This is a genomic window from Streptomyces sp. NPDC046977, from assembly GCF_040644455.1.
GTDB lineage: Bacteria > Actinomycetota > Actinomycetes > Streptomycetales > Streptomycetaceae > Actinacidiphila.
Window position 1 is genome coordinate 184,867 of sequence record NZ_JBEYWO010000004.1, and the last position, 14,447, is coordinate 199,313.

15 protein-coding genes are annotated in these 14,447 nt (G+C 73.1%); 7 read left to right on the top strand and 8 right to left on the bottom strand.

Annotated features, from left to right (window positions below; genetic code table 11):
* Positions 1-139: 139 nt before the first annotated feature.
* Both ABZ883_RS08245 and ABZ883_RS08250 read right to left on the bottom strand, forming a co-directional pair.
* Positions 140-724 (bottom strand): CGNR zinc finger domain-containing protein, encoded by a 585-nt coding sequence (locus ABZ883_RS08245; RefSeq protein ID WP_360903472.1) that lies wholly within the window; start codon positions 722-724, stop codon positions 140-142.
* A 116-nt stretch (positions 725-840) separates the two neighbouring features.
* Positions 841-1,953, bottom strand: a complete 1,113-nt coding sequence (locus ABZ883_RS08250) for a right-handed parallel beta-helix repeat-containing protein (protein ID WP_360903475.1) — start codon at positions 1,951-1,953, stop codon at positions 841-843.
* A gap of 316 nt (positions 1,954-2,269) precedes the next feature.
* Here ABZ883_RS08250 and ABZ883_RS08255 point away from each other — a divergent pair, with 316 nt between their 5' ends.
* Positions 2,270-2,836: a cysteine hydrolase family protein gene (locus tag ABZ883_RS08255; protein WP_360903478.1), complete on the top strand. Its 567-nt coding sequence runs from the start codon at positions 2,270-2,272 to the stop codon at positions 2,834-2,836.
* Between the two features lie 259 nt (positions 2,837-3,095).
* Positions 3,096-3,707 (top strand): hypothetical protein, encoded by a 612-nt coding sequence (locus ABZ883_RS08260; protein WP_360903481.1) that lies wholly within the window; start codon positions 3,096-3,098, stop codon positions 3,705-3,707.
* Between the two features lie 12 nt (positions 3,708-3,719).
* Here ABZ883_RS08260 and mug read toward each other — a convergent pair whose 3' ends face one another.
* Positions 3,720-4,286, bottom strand: coding sequence for a G/U mismatch-specific DNA glycosylase (mug, locus tag ABZ883_RS08265; protein ID WP_360903484.1), 567 nt, complete (start codon positions 4,284-4,286; stop codon positions 3,720-3,722).
* 106 nt (positions 4,287-4,392) lie between these two features.
* On the bottom strand, positions 4,393-4,908 hold the full coding sequence (gene msrA, locus ABZ883_RS08270) for a peptide-methionine (S)-S-oxide reductase MsrA (RefSeq protein WP_360903487.1): 516 nt from the start codon (positions 4,906-4,908) through the stop codon (positions 4,393-4,395).
* Positions 4,909-5,361: 453 nt separating this feature from the next.
* On the opposite strand from msrA, the gene ABZ883_RS08275 reads away from it, so the two are divergent.
* Together ABZ883_RS08275 and ABZ883_RS08280 are read left to right on the top strand one after the other, a co-directional pair.
* Positions 5,362-6,348, top strand: a complete 987-nt coding sequence (locus ABZ883_RS08275; RefSeq protein ID WP_360903490.1) for a sigma-70 family RNA polymerase sigma factor — start codon at positions 5,362-5,364, stop codon at positions 6,346-6,348.
* A gap of 84 nt (positions 6,349-6,432) precedes the next feature.
* Positions 6,433-7,323, top strand: a complete 891-nt coding sequence (locus ABZ883_RS08280; RefSeq protein WP_360903493.1) for an alpha/beta hydrolase — start codon at positions 6,433-6,435, stop codon at positions 7,321-7,323.
* Between the two features lie 50 nt (positions 7,324-7,373).
* Here the strand turns inward: ABZ883_RS08280 and ABZ883_RS08285 are convergent, their stop codons facing one another.
* Positions 7,374-7,775 carry a VOC family protein gene (locus tag ABZ883_RS08285; RefSeq protein ID WP_360903496.1) on the bottom strand — a complete coding sequence of 134 codons (402 nt, stop codon included), beginning with the start codon at positions 7,773-7,775 and terminating at the stop codon, positions 7,374-7,376.
* A 263-nt stretch (positions 7,776-8,038) separates the two neighbouring features.
* Between ABZ883_RS08285 and ABZ883_RS08290 the strand changes: the two genes are divergently transcribed.
* Positions 8,039-8,602 (top strand): TetR family transcriptional regulator, encoded by a 564-nt coding sequence (locus tag ABZ883_RS08290; protein ID WP_360903499.1) that lies wholly within the window; start codon positions 8,039-8,041, stop codon positions 8,600-8,602.
* Positions 8,603-8,608: 6 nt separating this feature from the next.
* On the opposite strand, the gene ABZ883_RS08295 is transcribed toward ABZ883_RS08290, so the two are convergent.
* Positions 8,609-10,621 (bottom strand): prolyl oligopeptidase family serine peptidase, encoded by a 2,013-nt coding sequence (locus ABZ883_RS08295; protein ID WP_360903502.1) that lies wholly within the window; start codon positions 10,619-10,621, stop codon positions 8,609-8,611.
* Positions 10,622-10,663: 42 nt separating this feature from the next.
* A complete protein-coding gene (locus ABZ883_RS08300; protein WP_360903505.1) occupies positions 10,664-11,554 on the bottom strand; it encodes a helix-turn-helix transcriptional regulator in 891 nt (296 codons plus the stop codon).
* Positions 11,555-11,759: 205 nt separating this feature from the next.
* Between ABZ883_RS08300 and ABZ883_RS08305 the strand changes: the two genes are divergently transcribed.
* Together ABZ883_RS08305 and ABZ883_RS08310 are read left to right on the top strand one after the other, a co-directional pair.
* Positions 11,760-12,461 (top strand): SDR family NAD(P)-dependent oxidoreductase, encoded by a 702-nt coding sequence (locus ABZ883_RS08305; protein ID WP_360903508.1) that lies wholly within the window; start codon positions 11,760-11,762, stop codon positions 12,459-12,461.
* 190 nt (positions 12,462-12,651) lie between these two features.
* A complete protein-coding gene (locus tag ABZ883_RS08310) occupies positions 12,652-13,494 on the top strand; it encodes a prephenate dehydratase (protein WP_360903511.1) in 843 nt (280 codons plus the stop codon).
* A gap of 64 nt (positions 13,495-13,558) precedes the next feature.
* Here the strand turns inward: ABZ883_RS08310 and ABZ883_RS08315 are convergent, their stop codons facing one another.
* On the bottom strand, positions 13,559-14,359 hold the full coding sequence (locus tag ABZ883_RS08315; protein ID WP_360903514.1) for an SDR family NAD(P)-dependent oxidoreductase: 801 nt from the start codon (positions 14,357-14,359) through the stop codon (positions 13,559-13,561).
* Positions 14,360-14,447 lie beyond the last annotated feature (88 nt).

Here is a 14,447-nt window from a genome sequence, read left to right on the forward strand (position 1 = left end):
AATCTGATGACGCTTACGACGCTAACATCGTGAAGGTAGCGATGTAAAGGTCTATTGGATTTAGCCCATGTTGGCGCGCAACGGCTGAGCCGGGGGAGTCACGGGCATGGCGCGGAAGGCCGCGGCGGGGGAGGAGCGGTCAGCGGGCGCTGTCGCCCGCCGGGGCGGACGTGCCGCCGCGCTCCCGGTACGCGGCGACATTGGCGCGGTTGCCGCACACCTCGTACGAGTGCCAGCGCCGCGTCCGGCTGCGGCTGGTGTCGTAGAACACCTCGCGGCAGATCTCGCTGGCACACAGGCGCAACCGCGACCAGGCGCCGGCGCCGACGAGTTCGGCGACGGCCAGCGTGATCCGGCCGACCACGGGATCGCCGGAGGCCTGCCGCATGGACACCGCGCCGGGCAGGGAGAAGTCCTGCTGGAAGGTGACGGAGGACACACGCCCGGAGAAGGCCGCCCAGTCGCCGGCGGAGTCGTCGGGATCGTTGCGCTCGGTCAGGGCGAGCAGGTCGTCGCGCACGGCGCGGACCAGTTCCACGCGCCGCGCGGAGGGTGCCTCGTCCTCCTGCCCGAAGGGGCGCAGCACACTCGTGGCGGACCCGGGGGCGTCGAGCTTGTCGGGCATGCCCGCGTAGGGGCGCGAGTTCAGCAGGTCGACCAGGGCGGCGGCGCTCTCGGGCACGGAGTCTTCCCGGGTGGCGGCGCGCGGTGTCCTGGTGGCCATGGCGTCAGAGTACACCGACATGGTCATTCCGGTCGATGCCCTTACAGGGGTGACAGGGGAGCGGCGCGCGACCCCCGTCACCGCGGGGTCGCGCGCCGCCCGGGCGGGTCGCGGGGTCAGTGCATCGCCTGCAGTTCCCGCGGCTCGGAGGTGTCGGACTGGTTGTCGGCGAAGGTGTTGCCGGTGCCCGCCGTGTCGCGGTTGGCGAGGTCGGCCGGCTTGTTGCCGCGCACGGTGTTGTTCTGGATGGTGTTGCCGGTGCTGGCCTTGCCCACCACGCTCTTGAAGAGCACGATGCCCCCGGACATGGGCGACTTGCCGCTGTTGTCGCGCACGTCGTTGTCCTTCACGACGGTCTTCTCCACGCCGGTGAGCAGGATGCCGGTGCCCTGGATGAAGGGCAGGCGGGTGCTTGCCGGGCAGTACTTGTTGTTCTTGGTGACGGTGTTGTGGCTGACCGTGAGAGCGCCGCCGCGCGGGACTCCCTCGTCACCCACGACGAAGATGCCGCCGCAGTTGGCGCCGATCTTGTTCTGCTCGACGGAGAGGTTGCGGACGCGGCGCAGTGTGAGACCGAACCGGTTCCCGTTGAGGGTGTTGTCCTTGACTTGCGCGCCCTTGGTGTCGAGGGCGCCGCCCTCGGTGTCCATGGAGTTGGCGAGGAAGATCCCGGACTCGCCGTTGTTCGTGGCGGTGTTGCCGGTGAACTGCCCGCGGACGGACTTCTCGAGCAGGATGCCCTGCTGCTTGTTGTCCCGGGAGGTCACCTTCACCGCCTGGAAGCCGTCGGCCTGCGTCGCGTGGATGCCGTTGGTCTTGAACCCGGTCACCGTCAGCGACTCCAGCCGCACGTCGGTGACCTTCTTCTTCGCCGTGCCGGTGATGCACAGGCCCTCGCCGGCCTTGGCGCAGGCGTTCTCCTTGCCGGTCTTGCTCGGCATGATCACGGTGGCCGTGCCGGCGCCCCGCAGGGTGAGCCGCGGCGTGGTGATCTGCACGCTCCCGTTGTAGATGCCGGCCTCGATGTCGATGACGTCCCCGGGCGCCGCCTGATCCACCGCCGACTGGATCGATTCCCCCGGATGGACGGTGTGGGCACTCACCTTCTGCATGTCGCTGCCGCTGGTGGTGCCGCCGCTGCTGCCGTTTCCGCAGCCGACCGCGCCCACGGCGAGCGCCGCCGCGGTCGCCGTGACCACGACGGCCCGGTGAGACCGAGGATGCTTCATGACATGTACCTGCTTTCCGCTGACCTGGGGGAGCCGTCGAAAAGAGACGCTATGGAGGGTTATGGAGCCCCGCCACTGGAGAGGGTCCGCGCAGTACCGGCCGCCGGACGGGGACGACTCCGGTCCCGGGGCGGATCGCGACCGCGTCCCGGGGCCGCGCGGACGGTGCCGCGTGCCCGGGAGCCGGTCCGTCAGGCCGCAGCGGGAGAAGCCGACTTGCCCCGCGGGCGTTGTCGCGCGGTCCGGGGCCGTTGTCAGTGCCCCGCCCTAGGGTGAGGGGCGGCACACATCCGCGACGAGAAACCGAGGTCTCCCCATGACGACCCTGCCCGATCGGCCGAACAGCGCGCTGCTCGTCATCGACGTCCAGAACGGTGTGGTGGACGGCTCCCACCGGCGCGACGAGGTGATCGCCAACATCAACACCCTGATCGGCGCGGCGCGCTCGCAGGACGTGCCCGTCATCTGGGTCCAGCACTCCGACGACGGCCTCAAGCGCGACAGCGAGGCCTGGCAGTACGTGCCGGAACTCGTCCGGGCGGAGGCCGAGCCCCTCGTCCACAAGAGGTACGGCGACTCCTTCGAGGACACGGAGCTGGAGACCCTGCTCGCCGAGCGCGGGGTCGGAAGGCTCGTCGTCACCGGCGCCCAGACCGACGCGTGCATCCGCTCGACGCTGCACGGCGGCCTCGTCCGCGGATACGACGTGACGCTGGTCGGCGACGCGCACACCACGGAGGACCTCTCCGCGTACGGGGCACCCACCCCGGAGCAGGTCGTCGCGCACACCAACATGTACTGGAAGTGGCAGAGCGCCCCCGGCCGCCGCGGCGGGACGGTCGACACGGCGGACGTCAGCTTCGCGGCGGTGGCCGAGGACTGAGCGGGCCGGGCGGGGGGCGGCGCGGGGTCCGTGCGGGGCCCGTCCGCCGCCCCCGCCCGGGAACCTCATGCGCCGAACCGTACGGAGTGTCACATTCCGCGGGGCGGGAAAGGTGTTTCGCGCGCCGCCCGTACGACCCTGACGCACGCTTTCAATTCGTCCGAAACCAAATGGCCGATTCCGTACGTCTGTAGGTTCACCTGCGCGGGGCATCGTGCCGGGCGGGGACGTACAACGAAAGCTTGGGGGGATCGAACCGATGGTGAACACCCGTACCCGTAACCGCGGTCGAGCGCGGACGGCGCTGCTCGGGGCGCCCGTCGCGGCGCTGCTGGTGCTGGCGCTCGCGGGATGCCAGGACCCGGCGTCGGACGCCGGCGACAAGGCGAGCGCGCCCGCCGGGAGCGCCACCGCGGGGGGCGAGGCGGCCCCGGGCACGGCGCAGCCGGACGGGCAGTCGTCCGCGCCCGCGTCGTCCTCGGCCACTTCCTCGGCCGGCTCGGCGGCGGACGACCCGTGTGCCCTGGTGAACCAGACGGAGGCCGACCAGCTCGCGGGCATGTCGCTGGACCCCGGAAGGGCCATCGGGGACACCTGCACCTACACCGCTCCGCCCAGCGGCCCGACCGGGCAGGTCGAGGTGTTCGTGGGCGAGTCCGGCAAGAACTACTACGACGCCGAGCACCAGATCCACGGCGACAGGCTGAAGCCGCTCAAGGACGTGGGCGACGAGGCGTACCTGGAGGACGGTTCGGTCTTCCTGCGCGTCGGCGAGCAGTGGGTCTCGATCCGGCTGGTGCGCACCGAGGACTCCAAGCAGGAGGACCAGCCGCTGACGGAGCTGGCGCGCACGGTGGCCAGCCGCCTCTGACGGCTCCGCCGGTCACGGGGCGCTGCCCGGGATGCCGGACAGGTCCGGCATCCCGGTGGCCAGCCGCAGCCGGGTGAACTCCCGGGCGAGGGCCGCGGGCGGGTAATGGGCGTTGAGCCCGCTGGGATTGGGCAGCACCCAGATCCGGGTCCCGCCGATCGTCTCCTCCTGCGGGCCCACCACGGCGTCGGGCACACCGAACGCCGCGCGGTAGCCGGTGACGCCCAGCAGGGCCAGCCACACCGGGCGGCGGGCGCGCACCCGGCGGCGCAGCGTCCGCCCGCCGGCCACCAGCTCGTCCTTGGACAGCTCGGCCGCCCGGACGGTCGGCCGGCGCACGATGCACGTGATGCCGACGCCGTACCGCAGCAGCTCGGCGTCCTCCTGCCCGGTGAGCCGCCGCGGGGTGAAGCCGGCCCGGTACAGCGCCGGCCACAGCCGGCTGCCCGGGGTGGCGAAGTGGTGCCCCGCCCTGGCCGAGGACAGGCCGGGATTGATGCCCACCAGCAGCAGCGGCAGGTCGTCGGCGATCAGGTCCGTCAGCCGGCCCGCGCGGGCCGGGGCGGGAGCGTCCGCCATTCGTCCTCCCTGTGCTGGTCTGCTTCTGCGCAAGTGCTGTCCCTGCGCGGGCGAACGGGTACGGCCCCGCCCCCGGAGGGGAAGGGCCGTGTCCGTCGTGCCGGGGTCAGCCCTTGGCGCGGGCCGGGAGCTTCCAGCCCGGGCGCGGGAAGTGGCAGGTGTACCCCTCGGGGTAGCGCTCCAGGTAGTCCTGGTGCTCGGGCTCGGCCTCCCAGAACGGACCCACGGGCTCGACCTCGGTGACGACCTTGCCCGGCCACAGCCCGGACGCCTCGACGTCCGCGATGGTGTCCTCGGCGACCCGCTTCTGCTCGTCGTCGGCGTAGTAGATCGCCGACCGGTAGCTCAGCCCGATGTCGTTGCCCTGGCGGTTCTTCGTCGTCGGGTCGTGGATCTGGAAGAAGAACTCCAGGAGCGCCCGGTAGTCGGTCTCCGCGGGGTCGTAGACGATCTCGATCGCCTCCGCGTGCGTCCCGTGGTTGCGGTAGGTGGCGTTGGGCACGTCGCCGCCGGTGTACCCGACCCGCGTCGAAATCACGCCGGGCTGCTTGCGGATCAAGTCCTGCATGCCCCAAAAACAGCCACCCGCCAGGGTGGCCTTGTTGCTCGTCGGCGCGGTCATGGTCGGTCCTTCCTTCTCGTCGTGTCCGTTTCCCGCTATGCATGCAACGGAACGCGGCCGCCGGGGATTCCCGCCGCCTCTGTGCGCGCTCTCCTCGCCGCCAGCCGCAGGTCACGGGTCCGGCCCGCCGGTCGCTCCACAGTATTCGCCCTCGCCGGTCGCACGGGCGACGGCGGGGGCCCGGCCCTCGCCCGCCCTCGTGCGCCGCGCGGTCCGCGCGGGCGCCGGAGGCGGGTCCGCCGGTCTTCGTGATCTCCGGCAGGACGAGCCGTGTTACCGTCGGTGCTCGCGGTGCGGCACCCGCCCGCGCTCCCCGTCCCGCACCTTTCCCCGGCAGCCGGGACGCGGGCGACCGGTTCGCCGACGCGGCCGCCCGGTGTGGTGCCCTTGGTGTGTGAGTGCCCGCGGGGCGGAGGCCGTCACGTGCCGCCCTCGGGTGCAGGAAGGTGCGGCATGAGGCGTGACCCCTCCCCGACGACGGACCCCGGCGGCGACGTGGTCCTGACCCGTGCCGCGCAGGCCGGCGACATCGTCGCCCTGGGGCTGCTGCTGGAGGCCCACCGGCCCGGCATGCGCGCGGTCGCGCTCAGCATCCTGGGCCCCGGGCCCGACGCCGACGACGCCGTCCAGAACGCGGCGCTGACCGCGCTGCGCCGCATCGGCGACGTGCGCGACCCGTCGGCCGTCGGCGCGTGGCTGCGCATGATCGTGCGCAACGCCTGCCGCAGCCTCCTGCGGACCTCCTCGCGCACCGTGCCCCTCGACGACCTCACCCGCGTCGCCGCGGGCCCCGGCCCCGAGGAGGTCCTGGAGCGCCACGCGCTGCGCGACTGGGTCTGGGAGGCGCTGGAGCAACTGTCCCCGACCCTGCGCGTACCGATGGTCCTGCGGCACTTCAGCTCGCGTGTCACCTCGTACGAGGAGATCGCCCGGGCCTGCGCCGTGCCCGTGGGGACGATCCGCAGCCGGCTCAGCCAGGGGCGCGCCAAGCTCGCCGAGGCGCTGGCCGCGACGGCGGCGTCCGCCCACAGCGATGCCGCGCGGCGCACGTCGGCCAGCTGGGAGGACGCCCACGACACACTGGCGGCCGCCGAGCGCGGCGACTTCGGCAAGGTGCTCGCCGAGCGGTGGAGCCCGGCCGCCGCGCTGATGCAGGGCGACACCCGGCTGGGCGGCACCGAGACGCTCCTGCTCGGGATGGAGTGCGACCTGATCGCCGGGGTGCGGCAGCGCCCCGTGCACGTGGCCGCGGGCAAGGGGCTCACCGTCTGGGAGATGGATCTGATCAATCCGCCGGACGACCCCGAGCACTGCCCGCCCGCGGTCGCCTGGATCATGACCCTCGACGGGGGCCGCGTGGAGCGGCTGCGCCTCTTCCACCAGCCGCAGATGCCCCTTCCGCCCCTTCCACCTCTTCCGCCGCTCGCTGCCGCGGCGTGACCGAGGTCACACCGCCGTGACCGAACTCCTTCCCCGCGCCCGCGTCCTGTCGGTGTCCTCACCCCCTCACCGATGGGAACCGCGATGAACGCACCCACCGCCGGCCCGCTCGCCACCGGCACTCACACGATCACCGTGAACGGTGTCGACCAGCGTTACCACGTACACGGCACGGGCCCGGTGTGCGTGGCCCACTCCGGCGGGCCCGGCATCGCCTGGGAGTACCTGCGCATGCCCGAGCTGGAGCGGCGGCTCACGATGGTCTACGTCGAACCGGCCGGCACGGGGGGCTCCGGCCGGCTGCCCACGCACCCGCACGGCTATACGCGCGAGCTCTACAGCAGGCACCTCGACGCGGTCGTCGACCACCTCGGTGTGCCCACGGTGCACCTGCTGGGCCACTCCCACGGCGGTTTCGTCGTCCAGTACCACGCCCTGCACCGCCCCGGGCGGATCGCCGGGATCGTCCTCTACGACAGCGCGCCCGTGACCGGACCCGAGCACGGCGCCGTAGCGATGCGCAAGGTCGAGGAGTTCGCCACCCGGCACGCGGAGCACCCCGGTCTGCCGGAGGTCCTGAAGGCCTTCCAGTCGGTGCCCTCCATGGCGTCCGACGAGGACGTGGTGGCCGCGATCCGCGGGCTGCTGCCGGCGTACTTCGCCGACTACTGGGGCCGGGAGAGCGAGTTCGCCGCGATGCGGGACACCGTCACCGGGTGGTACATCTCCGGCCTGGACGCCGACCTCTCCCCGGACCTGATCGACGACCGCGGCACGCTGGGCTCGCTGACGGTGCCGGCCCTGGTCGTCGTCGGGCGGCACGACGTCATCTGCGGTGTGCGGTGGGCGGAGGAACTACAGAAGCTGATCCCCGGCGCCGAACTGCTGGTCCTGGAGGACAGCGGCCACTTCGGGCACCTGGAGCAGGCCGGGGAGTTCGCGGACGCCGTCGCCGCCTTCGTCACGGCGGGCTGAGCGCGAAGCCCTGCGGGCGGCCCGGCCGGGCCGCCCGCAGGGTGGGTTCGTCAGGCGCCGTCCGCCTGCTGGTGACTGCCGTAGGGGCGGGTGATGATCTCCATTCCGTGCCCCGCGGGGTCGAGGAAGTACAGGCCGCGTCCGCCGTGGTGGTGGTTGATCTCGCCCGGCTGCTTCATGTGCGGATCGGCGTAGTACGTGAGGCCGGCCTCCTGGATGCGGGCGAAGGCGGCGTCGAACTCCTCGTCGGGGAGGAGGAACGCGTAGTGCTGCATGACGATCGACTCCGCGGGAACGGTGGCGAAGTCGAGCGTGACCCCGTTGCTCGTGGCGACCGGGACGAACGGCCCCCACTCCGCGCCGACTTCGAGGCCCAGGATGCGGGCGAGGAAAGCGGCGGACTCCCGGTTGTCCCGGGCGTGGACGATGGTGTGGTTCAACTCGACGGGCATGTGTGGAATGCCTCCATGGGCAATCTCACGGGCACCTCCATGCCTCACCCGGCCGGTGACCGGCACGCGATGCCGTACCCCCGAGCCTAATGCCCACGACGCGGGGAGGCGGTCCGGGGACGGGCCCGCCGGCCGGCCGTCCGCCCGATAGATGGCGCGTACCATCGCAAGGACGGCCGGGTGACGGCCGGTACCGAAACGGGCAAAGCCACTCGTCGGCAGCGCGAGGGGTCACCGGAGGTTCCCCAGGAGGTGGACCGGACATGAGCAGGGTCTCTCAGGCCGAGGCGCGGGCCAATCGGGAGCGCGTGGTCGAGGCCGCCTCCCGGCTCTTCCGCGAGCGCGGCGTGGCGAACGTCAGCGTCGCGGACGTCATGCAGGCGGTCGGTCTGACCCAGGGCGGCTTCTACAAGCAGTTCGCCTCCAAGGACGCCCTGGTCGCGGAGGCCGAGGCCAAGGGCTTTGCGGACATGCTCCAGTACCTGGCGGGACTGGAGGCGGACAGCGGCGGCCATGACGCGGCCGTGTCCGCGCTGCGCGCCATGTACCTCTCCACCGACCACCGCGACGCCCCCGGCACCGGGTGCCCCGCCGCCGGCTTCGGCGGCGACGCCGCACGGGAACCCGAGTGGCGCGCCGCCTACACGGCGGGCGTCCGCGACATGGCCGACTGGGTCGCTCCCGGCAAGGCCGGGCTGGTGGGCCTGGCCACGCTCGTGGGGGGCATCCTCCTGTCCCGGGGCACCGCGGGATCGCCCCTGTCGGAGGAGATCCTTCAGGCCGTGCGCGAGGCCACGACGCCGGACGCAGGGGCGGCCGGCGCGTAGCGGCCGTCACCGCGTGCCGATGGGGTCCGGTTGCGGCGGGCCCTCGATCCCCTGCGGTGTGAATCCGAAGACGCCTCCGTACAGGGACAGTTCCGCCTCCAGCGCGGCGACCATGGTGCTCTGCCGGCGGAAGCCGTGCCCCTCCCCCTCGAAGACGAGGTGGGAGTACGGGACGGACCGCCCCTGCAGGTCGCGCAGGAACGCCGCGCTCTGCTCGGGCGGGCAGATGACGTCGTCCGTGCCCTGGAGGAGCACGAACGGCACGGTCATCTCGGCGGTGCGGAAGGCCGGGGAGCGCTCCTCGTAGCGCTCGGGGACCGACCGCACCGGGCCGACCAGCGCGTCGAGGTAGTGCGACTCGAAGTCGTGCGTGAGCCCCGCGGCGAGCGACCGCAGGTCCAGGACCGGGTAGTACAGGGCCGCGCACGCGTACAGATCGGTGACCGCCAGGGACAGCGCGGCGGTGAAGCCGCCCGCGCTGTGCCCGCGGATCGCGAGGCGCCCGGCGTCGGCCGTCCCTTCCTCGACCAGCGCCCGGGCGACGGCCGCGCAGTCCTCGACGTCCACCACGCCCCACTGCTCGCGCAGCCGCTCGCGGTAGGCGCGCCCGTAGCCGGGCGTCCCGCCGTAGTTGACGTCGACGACGCCGATGCCGCGCGAGGTGAAGTACGCGATCTCCGCGTTGAGGGTGAGCGGGGCCCGCAGCCCGGGACCGCCGTGCGCCCACACGACGTACGGGGGCCGCTCGTTGCCGGGGCCGTGGGCCAACGGGCCGCGGGGCGCGTGGACATGGGCGTGCACCCGGTGTCCGTCCGGTCCGGTGAAGACCCGCGCCACCGGCTCCGGGAACACCTCGTCCGGCACGGGCAGCCGGGGCGACGGGCCCGTCGCCCGGCCCGTCGTGGTGGCGGTGTCCACCTCGACGACCTCGTAGGGCGTGCGGGTGCCGCCCGCGACACCGACGACGCGCGTCCCGTCGGCGTCCAGGTGCGGCAGCCACTCGGTCCACGGCCCCGGCACGTCCGTCAGCCCGCCGTCCCCGGGGTCCAGGAACGCGAGGCGCTGCCCGCCGACGCCGTGCAGCACGGCGAGCCGCCCGTCGCCGAGCGGCGCGAACCAGCGCAGGCCGAGCCGCTGGCAGCCCGCGAAGTCCTCCTCGGCCGGACGCAGCGGGCGGGCGGCGCCGGTCCCCGGGTCGACGGAGTACAGATTCCACCAGGCGGTGTGCTCCCAGGCGGCCAGCACGTGGCCGTCCGGCCCCCACTCGGCCTGCGCCACCGGCTCGCCGGGGCCGCCGAGGAGCGTCCGGGCGTTCCGGGCCGTGCCGTCCGGGCCGATGTCGGCGATGCGCAGCTCCGCCGCGTCCCACGGCATGTGCGGGTGGTCCCAGGCGAGCCAGACCGCCTGCCGCCCGTCCGCGGACCAGCGGGCGCCGGAGACGAAGCGGTGCCCGTCGTCCCACAGTTCGCGCACCGCCGCACGGTCCTCGGCGGCAGATCCGTCGAGCGGCACCGCGGCCTGCACCCTTCGCACGTCCCCGGGCCCTTCGCCGGTGAACTCCTCCAGCACACAGCGGACCTCGCCGCGGCCGGGGTCGATCTCCGGCTCCGACCAGCGCAGTCCGCCGCCGACAGGGGAGAGCGGGGTCAGCGGGCGCGGCAGGGCGCCGGGGACGTCGGGCTCGTACGCGTACAGCCGCTGGTCGGCGAAGTTCACGAAGACGGCGGACGCGCCCCGTGCGCCGGTCGTCGCCGCCCAGGGCCGGCCGCCGTACTCGATGACACGGCTCCGGACGTTCCACGGCACCGGCAGCACGTCCGCGACGGAGCCGTCGGCACGCCGCCGCACGAGCGCCGAGCGGCCGTCCTCCGCGGGGCGTGGTTCGATCCACCACACCTCGTCCCCGACGAGGCCGGGGTACGACGGCGAGGCCACCTGCCCCGCGGTCGTGCCGGCGGTCGCGATCCGTGCGGTGAGGGGTGACGGCCAGGCGCCGTACGGCGTGGCGGTGCCGGTCATGGGGTCCTTCCGGGAGGGGTGGTTCGGGGGCGGGTCCGGCGTTCAGGATTCGCCGGTCACGGGACGGTCCCGTCCGGGCTGCCGGTCGTCGCTGCCCGAGACGGCGAGGCTCCCGAGCAGACGCAGGAGTTCCTCGTCCCGGCTGCCCGGTTCCGCGTGCAGTACGACCAGGACAAAACCGTCGGTGCCGCCCACGGTCATTTTGTCGGCCCGCAGATCCAGGTCGCCCACCAGGGGGTGGGTCAGCCGGGTGAGGTGGCCCTTCTGGGGCCGTACGTCGTGGCGTCCCCACAACTGGCGGAAGCGCTCGCTGCGCAGGGAGAGTTCGCCGACGAGCGCGTTCAGCCGGGGGTCCTCGGCCCCCGGGCCGGCCTGCGCGCGCAGCGTCGCGACGCCCTCCCGTGTCACCGCCTCCCAGTCCCTGCGCCGGACCCGCTCCGCCGGATCGAGGAAGGCGGCCCGCAGCAGGTTGACGCCGCGGGTGTTGTTGGGGGACAGGGCCGCGCCGAGCGCGTTCGCCCCGAGGACGTCGAAGAACCTGTTCTGCACCCAGGCCGGATGGACCGGCCAGCTGTCGATCAACTGCCGGATGCTCGGCGGCATGTGCTCCAGCCGCGGCCTGCGCGCCGTGGACCGGGCCCGCGCCCTGCCGGCCGCGCCGGTCCGCGCCAGCGCCAGCAGATGGGCGGTGGCGTCGTCGTCCAGCCGCAGCACCCGGGCGATCGAGGCGAGCACCTGCGCCGAAGGATTGCGGTCACGCCCCTGCTCCAGCCGCAGGTAGTAGTCCGAGCTGATGCCGGCGAGCAGGGCGACCTCCTCCCGGCGCAGGCCCTTCACTCGCCGCAGTCCCACCGGCGTGATGCCGGCCTCCTCGGGCCGGACCAGGCCCCGGCGTGCCCGCAGGAAGTCGCCGAGTGCGTTCGTACCGTCCATGCGGTCGACGGTAACCGCGGCGGGCCGCCATGTGCCTGGCCCTCTCACTCCCATGAACACGAGGGCACTGCCGTCCGGTACGGCGTCCGCGCAGGGTGGTTGTCGGCCGGACCCCGGCGGGCACCCCCGTCGGAGCCACCGCCCGGCGGGGCCGCACCCGCCCTCCACCCCCGACAGCACACCGACATCCACCGAGGAGTCCACCATGACCACCACACTCGTCACCGGCGGCAACAAGGGCCTGGGCCGCGAGACCGCCCGGCGGCTGATCGCGCTCGGGCACACCGTGTGGATCGGCTCCCGCGACACCGCACGGGGCCGGGCCGCCGCCGAGGACCTCGGTGCCCGCTTCGTCCGGCTCGACGTCACCGACGACGCCTCCGTCGGCGCGGCGGCCGAGGAACTGCGCCGCGAGGAGGGCCGCCTCGACGTCCTGGTCAACAACGCCGGCGTCTTCGAGGGCATGGTCGACGCAGAACAGGCCACGGCCGCCCACATGACCACCGTCTTCGACGTGAACGTCATCGGCCTGGTGCGCGTGACGCATGCCTTCCTGCCGCTGCTCCGCGCCTCGGACAGCCCCGTCGTGGTCAACGTCAGCAGCGGACTCGGCTCCCTCACCGTGGTCCAGGACCCCGCGCGGCACGAGTCCCACTTCGTGACGCCCGTCTACGCCTCCGCCAAGGCCGCGGTGAACATGCTGACCGTCCAGTACGCCAAGGGCCTGCCCACCATGCGGGTCAACGCCGTCGAGCCCGGCTTCAGCGCCACCGACCTGCACGGCCTGAGCGGCGAGGGCATCCAGACCCCCGAGCAGGGCGCCGAGGCGATCGTGATGCTCGCCACGATCGGCCGGTCCGGCCCCACCGGCACCTTCACGGACCGCAACGGCCCGCTGCCCTGGTGACCCGCCGTCCCGGCGGGCCCGGCCGGCGTGCCGCCGCGGGCCCGCCGGGACGGTCCTCCCGCACGGTTCCGCAGGTGATCCCAGTAACATGCCAGGAGTGGGTCGAAGCGGCGCATACCCGTTCCGGTCCCGCCCGCAACCGCCGACCGACGGTCGCGGCCAGCCCCGAGCCGGAGATACCGACACGCACATGGTGACCATCGCCTACCAGGGAGAGCCGGGGTCGAACTCGGCCGCCGCGGCCCGTGACCTGTACCCCGGAAGCCGCGACCTGCCCTGCACGACCTTCGAGCAGGCCCTGGAGGCGGTGACGCTGGGTACCGCGGACCTCGCGGTGATCCCCATGGACAACTCCGCCGCCGGCCGCGTCGCCGACGTCCACCACCTGCTCCCCGACTCCGGTCTGTCGATCATCGCCGAGTACTTCCTGCCCATCCGCTTCGACCTGATGGGCGTCGCGGACGCGTCGCTGGACGACGTGCGGTGCGTCCGCAGCCACGTGCACGCCCTAGGCCAGTGCCGGAAGATCATCCGTGAGGGCGGCTGGCAGACCCTCGTCAGCGACGACACCGCCGGTGCCGCGCGCGAGGTCGCCGAGCTGGGCGACCCGCGGCACGCCGCGCTCGCCCCGCCCGGCGCCGCCGCCCTCTACGGGCTGAAGGTGCTGCGGAGCGGCGTGGAGGACACCCACGACAACACCACCCGCTTCGTCGTCCTGTCCCGGGACGCGCAGCTGCCCGAGGTCACCGGCGAGCCGATGATGACCAGCCTCTTCTTCTCGGTGCGCAACATCCCGAGCGCGCTGTACAAGGCGCTGGGCGGCTTCTCCAGCAACGCCGTCAACATCACCAAGATCGAGAGCTACCAGGTCGGCGCCGGGCTGGCGGCCAGCCGCTTCTACATCGAGATCGAGGGCCACCCCGACGAGAGCAGGGTCGCCCTGGCCCTGGAGGAGCTGCGCTTCTTCTCCTCCGAAGTGCGCTTCATGGGCGTGTACCCGGGGCACGCGCACCGCGCCGCCGAAGGCGCCTGACCGGCCGGCCGCGCACGCGGGCCCGGTGCCTCCTCGCCGAGGAGGCACCGGGCCCGCTGTGCCGTTACGCCTGCGCGGCGTAGCGCTCCGCCGGCTGCGACCGAGAGAGCACAGGGGCGAGCGCGATCCGGGCCTCGTCGTAGGCCTTCCAGGTGTCGTACTCCGGCAGCGAGGGGATCGTCACCAGTTCACCCGCGTCAAGACCGGCGAGTGCCGCCCGGGCGGCGTCGCGCGGGGACATCACGACCTCCTTGGGCAGCTGGTCCAGCTCGATGCCGGAACCGTCCCAGATCGTCGTCTCCAGCGCGCCCGGGATCACGACCTGCACCCGCACCGCGGAGTCGGCGAACTCCTGGGCCAGCGCCTGAGTGAACGTGATCGCGTACGCCTTGGCCGCGCCGTACACCGCGGCGACCGGCGGGGTGTTCAGCGCGAACGCGGACGAGATGTTGACGATCGAGCCCGCGCCGCGCCCGGCGAAGGCCTTGGCCGCGGCCGCCGCGATCCGGGTGACGGACGTCAGGTTGAGCGTGATCAGCGACTCCAGCTGGTCCGGATCCGCCGCGGACAGCGGGCCGAACAGCGCGTTGCCGGCGTTGTTGACCAGGATGTCGATGGCCGTGTCGGAGGCCAGCCGCGCCTCGACGGCCCTGATGCCCTCGGCGGTGGAGAGGTCCGCGCTCACGGCCGAGACCTCGCGCCCCGAGCGCTCCGCCAGGCTCGCGGCGGCCTTCTCCAGCCGCGCCTGGTCCCGGGCGACCATCACGATGTCGTACCCCCGCGCGGCCAGTTCCTCCGCGTAGGCCGCGCCCAGGCCCGCGGTCGCGCCCGTGATGAGTGCCGTTCCGGCCGATGCTGTGGACATGATGATCCCTCTCGTTCGTCGACGCGCAGCGCGTCCTTAGATACTCACCACAATCTAAGACGGAGATGCCACGTCCTATTCCGGGTTC

Bases quoted from the DNA above. Each gene is read 5' to 3' on its own strand.
- ABZ883_RS08260 (WP_360903481.1), top strand. From the start codon at position 3,096: ATGGTGAACACCCGTACCCGTAACCGCGGTCGAGCGCGGACGGCGCTG.
- ABZ883_RS08290 (WP_360903499.1), top strand. From the start codon at position 8,039: ATGAGCAGGGTCTCTCAGGCCGAGGCGCGGGCCAATCGGGAGCGCGTG.
- ABZ883_RS08280 (WP_360903493.1), top strand. From the start codon at position 6,433: ATGAACGCACCCACCGCCGGCCCGCTCGCCACCGGCACTCACACGATC.
- ABZ883_RS08250 (WP_360903475.1), bottom strand. From the start codon at position 1,953: ATGAAGCATCCTCGGTCTCACCGGGCCGTCGTGGTCACGGCGACCGCG.
- ABZ883_RS08295 (WP_360903502.1), bottom strand. From the start codon at position 10,621: ATGACCGGCACCGCCACGCCGTACGGCGCCTGGCCGTCACCCCTCACC.
- ABZ883_RS08275 (WP_360903490.1), top strand. From the start codon at position 5,362: ATGAGGCGTGACCCCTCCCCGACGACGGACCCCGGCGGCGACGTGGTC.
- ABZ883_RS08310 (WP_360903511.1), top strand. From the start codon at position 12,652: ATGGTGACCATCGCCTACCAGGGAGAGCCGGGGTCGAACTCGGCCGCC.
- ABZ883_RS08255 (WP_360903478.1), top strand. From the start codon at position 2,270: ATGACGACCCTGCCCGATCGGCCGAACAGCGCGCTGCTCGTCATCGAC.
- msrA (WP_360903487.1), bottom strand. From the start codon at position 4,908: ATGACCGCGCCGACGAGCAACAAGGCCACCCTGGCGGGTGGCTGTTTT.
- ABZ883_RS08300 (WP_360903505.1), bottom strand. From the start codon at position 11,554: ATGGACGGTACGAACGCACTCGGCGACTTCCTGCGGGCACGCCGGGGC.
- ABZ883_RS08245 (WP_360903472.1), bottom strand. From the start codon at position 724: ATGGCCACCAGGACACCGCGCGCCGCCACCCGGGAAGACTCCGTGCCC.
- ABZ883_RS08305 (WP_360903508.1), top strand. From the start codon at position 11,760: ATGACCACCACACTCGTCACCGGCGGCAACAAGGGCCTGGGCCGCGAG.
- mug (WP_360903484.1), bottom strand. From the start codon at position 4,286: ATGGCGGACGCTCCCGCCCCGGCCCGCGCGGGCCGGCTGACGGACCTG.
- ABZ883_RS08285 (WP_360903496.1), bottom strand. From the start codon at position 7,775: ATGCCCGTCGAGTTGAACCACACCATCGTCCACGCCCGGGACAACCGG.
- ABZ883_RS08315 (WP_360903514.1), bottom strand. From the start codon at position 14,359: ATGTCCACAGCATCGGCCGGAACGGCACTCATCACGGGCGCGACCGCG.